The 13,775-nt window shown below is 63.6% G+C and carries 12 protein-coding genes; 5 read left to right on the top strand and 7 right to left on the bottom strand.

Annotated elements, in window-relative coordinates; translation table 11 throughout:
• Nucleotides 1-11: 11 nt before the first annotated feature.
• Together FJ417_RS15635 and FJ417_RS15630 are read right to left on the bottom strand one after the other, a co-directional pair.
• Entirely contained in the window at nt 12-1,292 is a 1,281-nt protein-coding gene (locus FJ417_RS15635) for an FAD-dependent oxidoreductase (protein ID WP_246687468.1), read from the bottom strand.
• Between the two features lie 230 nt (nt 1,293-1,522).
• Nucleotides 1,523-3,163 (bottom strand): helix-turn-helix transcriptional regulator, encoded by a 1,641-nt coding sequence (locus FJ417_RS15630; RefSeq protein WP_140784141.1) that lies wholly within the window; start codon nt 3,161-3,163, stop codon nt 1,523-1,525.
• 234 nt (nt 3,164-3,397) lie between these two features.
• On the opposite strand from FJ417_RS15630, the gene FJ417_RS15625 reads away from it, so the two are divergent.
• Both FJ417_RS15625 and FJ417_RS15620 read left to right on the top strand, forming a co-directional pair.
• A complete protein-coding gene (locus FJ417_RS15625) occupies nt 3,398-5,710 on the top strand; it encodes a glucose/quinate/shikimate family membrane-bound PQQ-dependent dehydrogenase (RefSeq protein WP_140784069.1) in 2,313 nt (770 codons plus the stop codon).
• A 614-nt stretch (nt 5,711-6,324) separates the two neighbouring features.
• Entirely contained in the window at nt 6,325-6,525 is a 201-nt protein-coding gene (locus FJ417_RS15620; protein ID WP_140705889.1) for a hypothetical protein, read from the top strand.
• A 368-nt stretch (nt 6,526-6,893) separates the two neighbouring features.
• On the opposite strand, the gene FJ417_RS15610 is transcribed toward FJ417_RS15620, so the two are convergent.
• Nucleotides 6,894-7,331 carry a hypothetical protein gene (locus tag FJ417_RS15610; RefSeq protein ID WP_140784067.1) on the bottom strand — a complete coding sequence of 146 codons (438 nt, stop codon included), beginning with the start codon at nt 7,329-7,331 and terminating at the stop codon, nt 6,894-6,896.
• A gap of 231 nt (nt 7,332-7,562) precedes the next feature.
• On the opposite strand from FJ417_RS15610, the gene FJ417_RS15605 reads away from it, so the two are divergent.
• A complete protein-coding gene (locus FJ417_RS15605; RefSeq protein WP_140784066.1) occupies nt 7,563-8,465 on the top strand; it encodes a dienelactone hydrolase family protein in 903 nt (300 codons plus the stop codon).
• 277 nt (nt 8,466-8,742) lie between these two features.
• On the opposite strand, the gene FJ417_RS15600 is transcribed toward FJ417_RS15605, so the two are convergent.
• Nucleotides 8,743-9,582 carry a DMT family transporter gene (locus FJ417_RS15600; protein WP_246687467.1) on the bottom strand — a complete coding sequence of 280 codons (840 nt, stop codon included), beginning with the start codon at nt 9,580-9,582 and terminating at the stop codon, nt 8,743-8,745.
• A 182-nt stretch (nt 9,583-9,764) separates the two neighbouring features.
• Between FJ417_RS15600 and FJ417_RS15595 the strand changes: the two genes are divergently transcribed.
• Complete coding sequence (locus tag FJ417_RS15595; protein WP_140655065.1) at nt 9,765-10,241, top strand: Lrp/AsnC family transcriptional regulator; 477 nt, start codon at nt 9,765-9,767, stop codon at nt 10,239-10,241.
• 32 nt (nt 10,242-10,273) lie between these two features.
• Here FJ417_RS15595 and FJ417_RS15590 read toward each other — a convergent pair whose 3' ends face one another.
• A complete protein-coding gene (locus tag FJ417_RS15590; protein WP_027168755.1) occupies nt 10,274-10,471 on the bottom strand; it encodes a hypothetical protein in 198 nt (65 codons plus the stop codon).
• 145 nt (nt 10,472-10,616) lie between these two features.
• Nucleotides 10,617-11,102, bottom strand: a complete 486-nt coding sequence (locus FJ417_RS15585) for a thioesterase family protein (protein ID WP_140655068.1) — start codon at nt 11,100-11,102, stop codon at nt 10,617-10,619.
• Between the two features lie 163 nt (nt 11,103-11,265).
• On the opposite strand from FJ417_RS15585, the gene FJ417_RS15580 reads away from it, so the two are divergent.
• A complete protein-coding gene (locus FJ417_RS15580; protein ID WP_140655071.1) occupies nt 11,266-12,681 on the top strand; it encodes an FAD-linked oxidase C-terminal domain-containing protein in 1,416 nt (471 codons plus the stop codon).
• Between the two features lie 15 nt (nt 12,682-12,696).
• Here FJ417_RS15580 and FJ417_RS15575 read toward each other — a convergent pair whose 3' ends face one another.
• Nucleotides 12,697-13,665, bottom strand: coding sequence for a Dyp-type peroxidase (locus tag FJ417_RS15575; protein ID WP_140784064.1), 969 nt, complete (start codon nt 13,663-13,665; stop codon nt 12,697-12,699).
• Between the last annotated feature and the right edge of the window lie 110 nt (nt 13,666-13,775).

Raw genomic sequence — 13,775 nt, 5'->3', positions numbered from 1 at the left:
TACGTTTTGTTCTAGTTTTTGGCGATCCGCATCCGCTCGCTTATCGCATCCGCCACGTAGCCGGCGTCCCTTTCCGCGCCGTGGATCATTGTCGAGGAGGGGGAGTGCTGGAATGGCAGGCCGCAGACGTAGAGCCCAGGTTCGCCGGTAACGGACCCGCGATATTGCCCCGGCCGGCCGCTTTCATCAAAAACCGGCAGTTTGATCCAATCCAGTCCGGGCCGGAAGCCGGTGCACCAGATTACGTTCTCGGCCTCGAGAGCCTCGCCGGTCTCGAGCACCGGCTTGCCGTCCTTGACGGTGGCGACGCGCGCAACCCGGTTTATCCCGGCCGCATCCATGTGTTGCGGCTTTACCCGGATCAGCGGAAGGCCATGGACGAGATGTGCTGGTCTTACCCTGCGCCCGATCGGCGTATCCACGGAAAGCAGACGGTGGAGAAGGACGCGGAAAACGAACGGTATCACCACACGGAGAGCGATGGTGCCGTTGTAGGCCACGGGAATGTGGCCTGGATGCCGGCCGGCCAGCCAGACGCGGTGCGTGCCGGCCAGATCCATGGCAATCTCCGCACCTGAATTGCTGGCCCCGACCAGAAGTACCCCGCCCGGCCTGAGCTGCGACGGGTTTTGGTAGGCGGATGAGTGGAATTGCCGTATCGCGGGATCAAGCAGCGCGGCGAAATCCGGAAGCTTCGGCTTCTGGTAGCTCGCGGCGGCAATGACGACATGATCGGCGGTGAAACGGCTCGCGCCGGCGGTGACGACATAACGCCCGCCGTGGCGATTAACCTCGTCAACCTTGGCGCCCGTGCGTACCGGCAAGGCGAATTTCTCGGCATAGGCTTCCAGATAATCGGCCATTTCATCCTTGGTCGGGAAGGAATGGGCCGGGGCCGGGAAACGCATGCCCGCCAGTCCGTCGAAGCGCGCCGGCGTGAAAAGGCGCAGCGAATCCCATCGCGCGCGCCAAATATCCCCGACGCGCTGGCGAGCTTCCAGGATGACGAATTTTATCCCCTTGCGGGCCAGATAGTAACCGACGGAAAGGCCGCTCTGGCCTGCGCCGACGATGACGACGTCGAAATGCTCCTCTCGCGGCGCGGGGCGCGGCTCGCTGTCGATGTTCGCGTCGCCCAGCTGCGTCTGCGCGGTGTCAGCCTGAAGTTTCATGAAGGCTGTCCCGAGTTCGAGCAGCGCGCCGGCACGCGCCTTCGTCTCCGCTATGCCGATTGCGCCCGTGCCTTGCGGATTTGCCTGTTGAATTGAAATCACTTCCGTTCGTCCGTTCATCTCTGTCTCCATCGGCTTGGTGAGCCATGGGAGAAGAGTAGCGAACCAGCCCGTCGACACGCTTCGGGGATAGGCCCCATGCGGCAAAGGAAAGATGATGGGGATTTCTCCCCACGGGCGCCAGTAGTGGCCTACAGCGCGTCGCGACGAATGGATTCGGTCGACTCTGTCAGTCTTTGTTTCGGTACCGGTCGTTGCCTCAAAACACTGCGCAATTTGGGCGACATGCGCTAGAGCAGGCCGTGCTGGAAGGCGTAGGCGGTCGCTGCGGCGCGCGAGTTGACCGCGAGCTTGTCGAAGATGTTGGAAACGTGACGGTCGACGGTCTTTTCGCTGAGGCCAAGTTCAACCGCTATCGTCCTGTTTGTCTTGCCGGTGGTGATATGGGTCAGCACCTCTATCTCGCGCCGCGTCAGGCCGTGCGCCGATGAGGTGGTGGGCCTGGCCAATGCGTTAAGGCGATCGAGATCAGGCGCGGCGCCGAGTTCCACAAAAACCGAACGCGCGGCGTCGAATTCGAGTCCCGCGCCATCCTCGTCCGCGAGCATACGGCAGGCCTGGCCGGCCAGCACGCGCAGCCGCGCCTCCAGATAGGGAGCGCCGGCACGTTGCCAGATCGCGAGCGCCGCGCGGAAGTGACCGAGCGCAGCCGCGGCGTTGCCGTCGTGCATTTCGATTTCGCCTTTTGCCTGAGATGCGATCGCACCCAGTATCTCGGTCGCGAACCGGCTGGCGGTCGTTTCCAGCTCACGGCAGGCGTTGCGGGCCTCCTCGATCGCCCCGGCGGCGATTGCAATTTCGATCATCGCCGGAAGCAGGCGGGCACGGCTGAGCGGTGCTTCAGTGGTGGCGAGCACACGGCGCAGGGTCGCTGCCGCCTGCTCCGTGCGACCTTGCATCAGGCGCAGCAAGGCCATGCCCGGCTGCGGCTCGAGTCCTAGCCGGCTGGCATTCCGATACATCTCCTCGGCGGCGGCGAATTCGCCGCGCAGGCGGTGGATTTCGGCTTCTTGATAGGCGGCGCCCGCGATCGTGTTGTCGCGAGCCGCCTTGGCAACAGGAGAAGATGCCGCACGGCGCGACTCCGCGATCGCCTCCGGCCAATTGCCGTTCATTTCCATGATCTCTGCCCGGTGCAGCATGCAGGCACCGTTGAATTGAACCAGTTGCGGCTGCGCTCCGCACCAGGCCGACAGCGCATCCGTCCATTCGCGGGAGCGATCGAGCGCATAGACCTGGCGGCACTCGGCGATGAGATTGCAATAGACCAGCCCGGTGACTACCGGCGAGAGCTCGCCGCCGATGACGGGCAACATGGCTTCATCCAGAGAGGCGATGCCTTCCTCGACGCGCCCTTGCCGTACCAGCGCGCGACCGAGAACGTACCTGGCGAAAGCGACCAGGTCGATATCGCGACAGCGCTCGCCTATCGCAAGCGCCTGCCTTGCATGCGCAGCGGATGTTTCATCACTGCCTGCCCTGAGATCTTTCTGCGCCGCCAGCAAAGCCAGATAGCCTTGTGTCGAGCATTCGCGACCAAAGCTCTCCACAAGGCGCTGCGCCCGCTGCAGCCATGCGGTTGCGCGGCCCTGCTCGCCCAATGCCAGAAGCCGGGAGCCATGGAAGCAGGCCCAATATGCCGCTCTGTCGTCACGGCCCGCATCGCTGTGCGCTTTGACCAGGCGTTCGGCTGCGGCAACGATATCGGGATCGCGGTCAAGCATTCCAGCCGACCAGAACATGCGCTCCAGATCGTCTGTTCCCAAAGCGGTGACTTCGTCCGTGGCCCGCAGTAACTCCAGCGCATCCGCCCAAGCCCGCTTCTCATAGGCGTCGCGGGCGCGTCGGAGCATTGTGGCAACGCTGTCCATCGACAAGACATAGCACCGGCCGACGGATTTCCGGAAGACCGTCCGGCATGCGCACGCGCTCACGCACCGGCCAGCGGGATCGAAACGCCGATTGCGCAGTGGGAGGACCGGCGCCATGAATTGACACGGCGCACGGGCCAACCGAAACTGCCGCTGCAGAAGAGAATCGGAAGCATACTGGTTCCAGGTTTGTAGCGGGGATCTTTCTGCTGCGCATAACTGCGGGAGTCTTTCGTGGCCACCACCATCACCTCCCTTGTCCTCTTCCTCATCGGTCTCATTCTTGGCGGCGGCGGCATCTGGCTCATCGCGCTGGGCGGCAGTTGGTATTACCTGATCGCCGGCCTGGTCTTCCTGATCACCGCCTGGCTGCTGTTCAGGCGCAGGTCGACCTCGCTTTGGCTCTACGCGCTGTTCGTGCTCGCCACATTGTGCTGGGCGGTCTGGGAAATCGGCTTCGACTGGTGGCAGCTCGGTCCGCGCGGCGGTGTCATCGTGCTCATCGCCCTGTGGTTGCTGACGCCATGGGCAAGGCGAGGCCTGCGGGGGCCGGACGGACGCGCGCCGCTGATCCTGGCCGTGCTCGCCTCGCTCGCGGTCGCCGGTTATTCGATGACCGCCGATCCCAAGGATACCGGCGGCACGCTGGGCACCGAGAAGGTGGCGGCGGCGGCCAATCTCGGCGGCGACATGCCGGCCGGCGAGTGGCGCTTCTACGGCCGCACGCCCTTCGGCCAGCGCTATTCGCCGCTCGACCAGATCACGCCTGACAATGTCGCGAAATTGCGGCCGGCCTGGACCTATCGAACCGGCGACGTGAAAGGCCCCGACGATATCGGCGAGACGACCTACCAGGTGACGCCGCTGAAGATCGGCGACGCGCTGTTCATCTGCACGCCGCATAATTTCGCCATCGCCATCGATGCCGCGAGCGGCAAGGAGAAGTGGCGCTACGACCCGAAGATCAAGCTCGACCCCGACCGCCAGCACCAGACATGCCGCGGCGTGTCCTATTATGCCGACGCCAAGATCGCCGGCCAGCCTTGCGCCGCGCGCATCTATCTGCCGACTTCCGACGCGAGGCTGATCGCGCTGGACGCCGCCAACGGGCAGGTGTGTCCGTCCTTCGCCGAGGAGGGCACGTTGAACCTGATGGCCAGCATGCCCTATCCGAAGTCGGGCTATTACTATTCGACGTCGGCGCCGCTGATCGTCGCCGGAAAGATCATCGTCGGCGGCGCGGTCAACGACAATTATTCGACCGAGGAGCCGTCCGGCGTCATCCGCGCCTTCGACGTCGATACCGGCGCGCTGCTGTGGAACTGGGATTCCGGCAATCCGGATGTGACGACGCCGCTACCGGCCGGGCAGACCTACACGCACAACTCGCCCAACATGTGGTCGACCGCGAGCGCCGACGAGAAACTCGGGCTCATCTACGTGCCGCTCGGCAACCAGACGCCGGACCAGCTCGGCATGGGCCGCAGCGCCAATGTCGAGAAATTCTCGTCCTCGATCACCGCGCTCGACCTCAACACCGGACAATTGCGCTGGGTGCGGCAGACCGTGCACCACGATCTGTGGGACATGGACGTGCCGGCGCAGCCGTCGCTGGTCGACATCACCACGGCGAACGGCGTGGTGCCGGCGCTGGTCGGGCCGACCAAGCAGGGCGATCTCTACGTGCTCGACCGGCGCACGGGCGAGCCGATCATTCCGGTGAAGGAAGTCCCGGCGCCCGGCGGCGCGATCGAGGGCGATCATGCCTCGCCGACGCAGCCGGCGTCGGACCTTTCATTCAATCCGAAGCCGCTGACCGGCGCCGACATGTGGGGCATCACCATGTTCGACCAGCTGGCGTGCCGGATCGAGTTGAAGAAGCTGCGCTATGAGGGACGCTACACGCCGCCCTCGCTGCAGGGCTCGCTGATCTATCCCGGCAATTTCGGCGTCTTCAACTGGGGCGGCGTCGCGGTCGATCCGGTGCGGCAGGTGATGTTCGGCATGCCGACCTACCTCGCCTTCACCTCGAAGCTCATTCCGCGCGCGGACGTGCCGGTGCCGGGCGACAACAGCAAGGGCAGCGAGCAGGGGCTGAACCGCAACGACGGCGCGCCTTACGCGGTGGTGATGGGACCGTTCCTGTCGCCGCTCAGCATTCCCTGCCAGGCGCCGCCCTGGGGCTATGTCGCCGGCGTCGACCTCAAGACTGGAAACATCGCCTACAAACACCGCAACGGCACCGTCTACGACATGACGCCGCTGCCCTTGCCCTTCAAGGTCGGCGTTCCAGGCATAGGCGGACCGATGATCACGGCGGGCGGCGTCGCTTTCCTGGGCGCCGCGGTCGACGATTATCTGCGCGCCTATGATCTCACCACCGGCAGGCAGCTCTGGCAGGCGAGGCTGCCGGCCGGCGGCCAGTCGACGCCGATGACCTATACGGTGGCCGATGGCCGCCAGTTCGTCGTCATCGTCGCCGGCGGTCACGGCTCGGTCGGCACCAAACCGGGCGATTACGTGATGGCCTATACGCTGCCGAAATAGGTGCGGGTGAGGCCGGTCTGCTACGAAAGCAAGAAGCCCGCCAGCAGGACGGTCAGGAGAAGCGACACGGGTACGGCGAGAAGCCAACGAGCCTCCAGGACACTGTTCCGATAGTCTTCCATTTTCTCGCTCCACCTTTTAAGACGGCTCCAGCGCGTAACCCGCCAGCGCTGGAGCCTCTGCTCGTGCTCAACCGCCGTCGCGGGAGCTTCCGGCAGTCGGTCAACGGAGGGTCGGTTGGTTCGTTCCTGGCGCAAGTCCCCAGTCCGCTATCGGTTCCGACTGAAGTCGCACATCACAAGCATTGGTCCCAAGGACGAAACATATAGCCCGCTATCTCATTGTGTCCCGACTGGCGGCCATGAGTCCCTTCATCGCCAGTTTATGGATGCCCGTCACCCCAGCAGGATGGCGGGCATCCGTTGAGGGGCGGGCAAGAGGTGGACGGTGTCGATTTCCAATGAGTTGCGAGATGTGAGCATCCGTTACGAGCGCCCTAGCCGCCACTCGCCGACCATCAAAACTGGTTTATGGTTCAAGGCGGTAAGCATCTTCAGCTGCGATGACTGCAAGACCAAATTGACGTCTGGCACACATACTAACGGAGGCAAACCATGATCGAAACTTCCAGATCCCTGGAAACCAAGGTGGCGGGTCTGCATGAGAGGATGCAGACGGCCAACGTCAGCGTGGATGATATGGTCGCATTTCAGAAGGTCGCCGACATTTTGGACAATGGTCGCGGCGGCATCGACGTCGATGACCTGATCGCACTGTCCTTTGTCACGTCGGATGAGTGCTCAGGAAAATGCTAAATGGGACCGGAGGCGTCAGCGATAATGGTTTTGCTTTCGTGCAGTCCGGAGTGGGCTTGTCGGCCGCTCGAAATCGCGCGTCAAATCTACTCCGTCGATAAATGCAGAGCGGCCTTGGCGGATCGTTTGGCCAAGTCCCCTGTCGGCGAAATTATTGGCCAGTGCAGGGAGGTTGACGCCACGTTCACCGATTCGCTGCCGCCTGGATATTCCGCCCTAACAATCACCCGAGGCACAAAAACTACGAACTATCTTGTTCCCCATAAGGCGGACTAAGCGGCTTCGCCAGTGGGACGCCTTCGGTCGTCAGAAAGCGGATCGGCCCCGCCGTCGAATGGCCGAGCCGCTCAAGACCTGTTCGGAACGCTTCAAAGCCCGAGATGGCCCCTCAGGCTCGGCACCTGGTCCAGCACCTGATTGGTCAGGTCGGGGCCGGCGGCGGCTTCCGCCTGCTGGATCAGGGTCTCGCCGGCCTTCTGGATCTGCGCCATGTCGAGGCCGGATGCCTTGAGCGCGGCGACGCCGTTGATCAGCGCGCCGGCTTTTTCGCCGAGCACGCCGCCAAGCGCGCCCTGCAGCGACGACAGAAGTCCGCCGCCCGAATTGGCCGTCGCGCCGGCGGCCATCACGTCGTATTTCTGCGCCAGCGCACCGGCGCCGGGGATCTGGTCGAAGAAGGACGAAACGCTGGTGCCTTCCGCTTCGTGCTCGAGCACGGAAAAGATGGTGCCGACAACCTTTTCGGTGGTCGGCTCGTCGAGGCCGGCCTTCGAGGAAACGGTGTTGATGATGTCCTGGACGTTCATGGCATTCCCCTTTTTCGTCATTCGTATCGGCAAGGCGGCTCGGCCAACTTCGTGTCCTAATGTGACAGCACCATCAAGACTTTCGGAAATGACCAAACTGTGATGAATCAAGCTGCTTGTCGGCGCAGCGGCTCTACTAAGATTCCCCAAGGGATCATCACCCGGGCGTGACTGGACCGTGCAATTCTCGACCCTATCTTGCGGATCACCCGCCAATCGTCGAGGACAGCCATGACCGAACCCGTTGCCAAGCCCGTCATCACTCAGCCTGTCATCAGTCAGGCGATGATCGATGCCTATGACGAATACACGCATCTGACGCTCGACCGCCGCCGCTTCATGGAGCAGTTGACCAAGCTGGCGGGCTCGGGCGCCGCGGCGGCCGCGATCGCGCCGATGCTGGCGGCCAATTCCGCCCAGGCCGCGATCGTCGCCGAGGACGACAGCCGCGTTCAGGGCGAGGACGTCACCTATCCCGGCTCAAGCGGCGAGATGAAAGCCTATCTGGTCAAGCCGGCGGATCAGTCGGGCAAGCTCGGCACCGTCATCGTCATCCACGAGAACAGGGGTCTCAACGCGCATATCCGCGACGTCGCCCGGCGCGTGGCGCTGGAAGGGTTCGTCGCGCTGGCGCCGGATTTTCTGTCGCCGCTTGGCGGTACGCCGTCCGACGAGGACAAGGCGCGCGACATGTTCACCAAGCTCGACGCTGCCCAGGTCGCGGCCGACGGCGTGGCGACGATCGCCTACCTCAAGGGCCTCAAGGACGGCAACGGCAAGGTCGGGGCGGTCGGCTTCTGCTGGGGCGGCGGCGCGGTCAACCAACTTGCCGTCCATGCGCCGGACCTCAGCGCAGGCGTCGCCTATTACGGCATGCAGCCCAAGGCCGAGGACGCCGCGAAGATCAAGGCGCCCTTGCTTCTGCATTATGCCGGGCTGGACAGCAGGACCAATGCCGGCATCGACGCCTACAAGAAGGCGCTCGACGCCGCGCATGTCGAATACACCGTCTATGTCTATGACGGCGCCAATCACGCCTTCAACAACGACACCTCGGCCGCGCGCTACGACAAGAAGGCCGCCGATCTCGCCTGGGGGAGGACGATCGCTTTCCTGAAGGAGAAGCTGTCCTAGCCGAGCGGTCCAGAGCAATTTCCAGGAAGAGTGACAAACGGCAACCTTTCAAAATCCCTATGTCGGGGAACCAGGGCGTTTCACTGTCTCACGGAAACGGCGCCAGGGATTGGTTGAAGCCGCCCAACCTCGTCATTCTATGGTCTGCGCCGCGTCGCTTCGCTCCTGCTCCGCCCTAGAATGACGATCGTGATGGGCGTTTCGGCCAATCTCCGAGGCATGTCGCCTGCCGACAACGCAAACAGAGCCGACCGGTCAAAATCCCTGCGCAGTGCCACTAGGCGTTTGCCGCCGGCTTGTGGAAGGCGACGCCGGCGATGACCAGCGCAATGCCGATGCAGTCGGTGACGCTGGGCACCTGGCGCAGCACGACGACGCCGATCAGCGTTGCCGTGAGCGGCAGGAGCGAGAGCATCAATGCGAAGCTCGCGCGCGGCAACCGCGCCATGGCGAACTGGTCGCAGATGTAGGGGATGACCGAGGAGCAGACGCCGACGCCGATCGCGGCGACGAGGAGTCGCGGCGACGAGAAGGCAGGCAGCGCCTCGCGAAAGCCAATGGGCAACACAATGAGGAAAGCGACTGCCATGGCGGTGCCGAGGCCGGCGATGCCGATGCCTGCCTGGGCGACGCGGTGACCGATCACGATGTAGCCGACGAAGAGCGCACCATTCAAGAAGGCCCAGAACAAGCCGACCGGGTCGCTGGACCATTTCACGTCGATGAGCAGCAAGGTGCCGACAACGGCAATGGCGAGCGCAGCAAAGTTGCGCCGGCTGCGCAGGCCGACCAATGCGACCGTGATCGTGCCGACGAATTCGATCGCCGCCACCAGCGAGATCGGCAGGCGGTCGAGCGCCAGATAGAACGAGCAGTTCATCACCGCCAGGCAGATGCCGAAGGCCAGCAGCAGCAGCCGCTGAGCGCGATCCGCGCGGGCGAAGACGCGCCAGGGCTTTGTCAGCGGGGCGAAGATGACAGCGGCGGTGGCGATGCGCAGCCAAGCCATGCCGAGGACGCCGACCTGAGCGAAAAGCAGCACCGCGAAAGCCGGGCCCAGATAATGGAACACGGCGCTGACGCAGAACCAGACATGCGGCGGCAACGCGTTGGCCATTCCAGCAAGTGTGGTGGGGCCGGCGAGGGCGGGGCGTGTATCGAAATCACCGCTGGCCTGCTTTGCAGCCGGAATTTGCGTTTGAGCTTTCATAGGAGCATTATCGCAGGCAAAATTCACGGAATATATGCGCAATGAACGGCTGGGTGCCTGGTTTCGCTTTCTGATGGAAGAGATTCGGTTTGAAAAACCTTCGAAGTGAAAATGTCGACATCGACGCGATCGATCTGAAGGTCCTGCGTCTGCTGGAAAAGGACGCGCGCATCAGCACGGCGGAGCTGGCGCGCGCGGTCGGGCTGTCGGCGCCGAGCGTGGCGGAGCGCATCCGCAAGCTGCAGGAGAACGGCGTGATCGAGGCCTATACGGTCAGGATCAATCCGGCCGCGCTCGGCATGAAGCTGTCGGCATGGCTGAGAATAAGGCCCGTGCCGGGACAGCTTTCGGTGGTGGCGGACATCATCCGCGAGCTGCCGGAAATCGCGCAATGCGACCGGGTCACCGGCGAGGACTGCTTCATCGCGCTTGCCCATGTCGGCTCTGTGAGCGAGCTCGAGCGGGTGATCGACCGGATCATCCCCTATGCGATGACCAACACCGCCATCATCCAGTCGTCGCCGGTCGAGCCGCGCTCGCCGCTGGGCGGATTCAAGCAGCTATGACTGGGCAGAGATGGCTGGGCAGCGACGATGGATCAAGCGTGGCCGCGTTTCATGCGCGCCTGCTTCAGAATCGCGCGCCAGCGGATCATGTCGAACGGGATAGGTTCGTTGTTGTTGGCGATGTGGAAGATCTCGTTGTTGACGTTCTTCAGCGATCGCCAGAAATCATAGTCGGTGATGCGTGGATCGGCCGCCAACCGTTCCACTTCGACCTTGATGTCGGTTTTCATGCACTGTCCTCGCACCGCATTCCGCCAGCCGCCCGCGCGTAAACCCGGTAGGGCGGTTTTCGAACGCACCGGTGAGTCGTTCAACGGACTCAACCGACTTGTTCACGTTAAAACCTTGGTAAGGTTAACGCGGGCGCGCGGGTTTTCAAGCGCCCTTGCGCTTGATGCCGATCGAGCGGCCGGCGCGCTCGGGCATCGGCAGCGCCGCATGGGCGGCGCGCACGGCCTCCAACTTGGCCATCACGTCGGCGGGGAAGGGGGCAACCTTCGGTCCTTCCATGTCGACATGCAGCGACAGCGTTTCCGATGTGGCGGCAAGCCAGCCGTCGACATGGCGGATTTCCTGATAGGTTCTCAACCGCTTGTCGTCATGATCGATGAGCTGGAACGATACCTTGACCGTGTCGTGGAGATGCAACTCGCGTACGTAGCAGACATGGACTTCCGCGGTGTAGACGCTGAGGCGGCGCTCCTTGGTATAGCTCGAGTCCACTCCCATCATTGCGAACGCTTCGTCGGTGCCGCGATCGAACAGCACGTTGTAAAAGGCCATGTTGAGATGGCCGTTATAGTCGATCCAGTCCTTCTCGATCGCCAATGGGCGGGAAATGATGGGCGCGGGGATCGTCATATGGTTTCCTTGATCGTCGCTGGACAGAGCGTGGTTGGTGAGGTTCTGTTCATGTGGCGCAATTCCGGACGGAAAACCGCTTCACACTTTTTCTGGAATTGCTTTAGGCATCATCCATAGCTGCATAACAAGGGTGGCCGCTGGTCCATTCGCGGAGGAATTCATGGCTTTGAGCGACCTCAACCCCGTCGAACGCAACGAGGAAGGCATCGCCGCGGTGCTCGGCATCCTCAAGCAGCGCTTCGGCGAGCGCTTCCAGACCGGCGAGGCGATTCGCGGCCAGCACGCGCACACCACCACCTATATCCCGACCCAGGCGCCCGACGGCGTCGCTTTCGTCGAGACAGCCGCGGACGTGCAGGAGATCGTACGCGCCTGCGCCGCCCACCGCGTGCCGGTCATCGCCTTCGGCGTCGGCTCCTCGCTCGAGGGCCACACCAACGCGCCGGGCGGCGGCATTTCCATCGACACCTCGCGCATGAACCGGATCCTGGCCGTCAATCCGCAGGATCTCGACTGCAGCGTCGAGCCCGGGGTGACGCGCGAGGACCTCAACAGGCACCTGCGCGACACCGGCCTGTTCTTCCCGATCGATCCCGGCGCCAACGCGTCGCTGGGCGGCATGGCGGCAACGAGGGCTTCCGGTACCAACGCGGTGCGCTACGGCACCATGCGCGAAAACGTGCTGTCGCTGACCGCCGTCATGGCCGACGGCGAGACGGTGACGACCGGCAAGCGGGCGAAGAAGAGCTCGGCCGGCTACGACCTGACGCGGCTTTTGGTCGGTTCGGAAGGCACGCTCGGCGTCATCACCTCGCTGACGCTGAGGCTGCAGGGCATTCCGCAGGCGATCTCAGGCGGCGTCTGCCCGTTTCCAAGCCTGGAGGCGGCCTGCAACACGGTGATCGCCACGATCCAGATGGGCATCCCGGTGGCGCGGATCGAACTGGTCAACGCGCTGCAGATGCGGGCGATGAAGAACTATTCCAAGCTCGACTATCCGGAGAGCCCGTGCCTGTTCGTCGAGTTCCATGGCAGCGACGCCGGTGTTGCCGAGCAGGCCGAGATGTTTGGCATGATCGCCGAGGAGAATGGCGGGGGGCCGTTCCTGTGGACCAGCGTCGCGGAGGAGCGGACAAAACTCTGGAAGGCGCGGCACGACGCCTACTGGTCGTCGCTGACGCTGCGCCCCGGCGCCAAGGGGCTGTCGACCGACGTCTGCGTGCCGATCTCGCGGCTTGCCGAATGCGTCACGGAAACCGAGGCCGACATTGCCGAGATGGGGCTTGTCGCGCCGATCGTCGGCCATGCCGGCGACGGCAATTTCCATGTACTGGTGCTGATGGATGTCGACAATCCTGAAGAGATCGCGCTCGCCGAGAAATTCGTCGCCCGGCTCAACATGCGCGCGATCGCCATGGAAGGCACCTGCACCGGCGAGCACGGCATCGGCCAGGGCAAGGTCGGCTTCCTGCGCCACGAACTCGGCCATGGCGTCGATGTCATGCGCACGATCAAGCAGGCGCTCGATCCGCTCAACATCATGAATCCCGGAAAGATACTGCCGGCGGCGGGGTAACCCGCCGACCTGAGGCTATTCCTGAACGCCCTCGACCAGCTTCTGCAGCATGGGCCGCGTCGGCGCGAAGAAGGTCGTGCCGGTATGCGGCGTCGAGAAGTCGAGCAGCCGGTCGTAAGCGCCTGGCGGTTCACCGACATACATGCGCTGCAGCATTTTTTCGATCACCCACAGATAGCGCGTGTAACCGATGAAATAGGTGCCGAACTCGTTCTGCCCCGGACGGCCGAACGGCATGTTGTCGCGGAGGATGTCGTATTCGTTGCCGGCGTCGTCCTCGATCGTGGCCAAGGACTTGTGCGACTTGCGCGGCTTGTCGTCGTCATCGATCTCGATGTTGTCGATCTTGGTGCGGCCGATGATTTCTTCCTGGACATGGGTCGGCGTTTTGCCCCAAGCGGCCATGTCGTGCAGGTATTTCTGCACGACGACATAGCTGCCGCCGGCAAAGTCGCCGTCCTCGTCGCCGACCAAAGCGGAGGCGGGCAGGTCGAGGCCGGTCGGATTGGCTGTGCCGTCGACGAAGCCCAGAAGATCGCGCGCGTCGAAATAGCGAAAGCCGGACACCTCGTCGGCGACGGTCACGCTGGCACCAAGACTGTTCAGCAGGACGCGCTCGAACTCGAAGCACATGTCGGGCCGCTCGGCGCGGATGTGGAACAGGAGATCGCCCGGCGTCGAGGGCGCCGAATGCGCCGCTCCCTCGATCGGCGCGAAGGGTTTCAGCTCGCGCGGCCGGCGGTTGGGCGACAGTCGGTTCCAGAGCCCGACGCCGATGCCGGCGATGCAGGACAGCCGGCCCGACAGGTCGCGGAAGCCGACATTCTTGACGAGGTCGTCGAGCTCGCCCAGCACTGAAGCGACGGTCGAAAGCGCCGCCTTGTCGCCGCCGACCGTGACGACCAGGAAAATCGCGGCTTGCGACAGCGGCGCGTCGACGCTCTGCGCGTCGATCGGCACTCTATCCCAGTTCTTGCCTGACATCGGGGACGCTCCATGTTGGGTTCAGATTCATGGCGGCCAAGGACGCGGCCGGAAGGGCAGGGATTTGCAAAAGAGATATCGCGACCGCGAGCGGTCACGCAACTGGAGAC

It is taken from the genome of Mesorhizobium sp. B3-1-7 (assembly GCF_006439385.1).
In the GTDB taxonomy this organism is placed as follows: domain Bacteria; phylum Pseudomonadota; class Alphaproteobacteria; order Rhizobiales; family Rhizobiaceae; genus Mesorhizobium.
This window is presented reverse-complemented; position numbering and strand designations above follow the sequence as displayed.

What these genes read in the sequence shown, in the direction of transcription:
- FJ417_RS15620 (WP_140705889.1), top strand. Translation starts at nt 6,325, where the DNA reads ATGATCGAAACTTCCAGATCCCTGGAAACCAAGGTGGCGGGTCTGCAT.
- FJ417_RS15585 (WP_140655068.1), bottom strand. Translation starts at nt 11,102, where the DNA reads ATGACGATCCCCGCGCCCATCATTTCCCGCCCATTGGCGATCGAGAAG.
- FJ417_RS15635 (WP_246687468.1), bottom strand. Translation starts at nt 1,292, where the DNA reads ATGAACGGACGAACGGAAGTGATTTCAATTCAACAGGCAAATCCGCAA.
- FJ417_RS15605 (WP_140784066.1), top strand. Translation starts at nt 7,563, where the DNA reads ATGACCGAACCCGTTGCCAAGCCCGTCATCACTCAGCCTGTCATCAGT.
- FJ417_RS15590 (WP_027168755.1), bottom strand. Translation starts at nt 10,471, where the DNA reads ATGAAAACCGACATCAAGGTCGAAGTGGAACGGTTGGCGGCCGATCCA.
- FJ417_RS15610 (WP_140784067.1), bottom strand. Translation starts at nt 7,331, where the DNA reads ATGAACGTCCAGGACATCATCAACACCGTTTCCTCGAAGGCCGGCCTC.
- FJ417_RS15575 (WP_140784064.1), bottom strand. Translation starts at nt 13,665, where the DNA reads ATGTCAGGCAAGAACTGGGATAGAGTGCCGATCGACGCGCAGAGCGTC.
- FJ417_RS15600 (WP_246687467.1), bottom strand. Translation starts at nt 9,582, where the DNA reads ATGGCCAACGCGTTGCCGCCGCATGTCTGGTTCTGCGTCAGCGCCGTG.
- FJ417_RS15630 (WP_140784141.1), bottom strand. Translation starts at nt 3,163, where the DNA reads ATGGACAGCGTTGCCACAATGCTCCGACGCGCCCGCGACGCCTATGAG.
- FJ417_RS15580 (WP_140655071.1), top strand. Translation starts at nt 11,266, where the DNA reads ATGGCTTTGAGCGACCTCAACCCCGTCGAACGCAACGAGGAAGGCATC.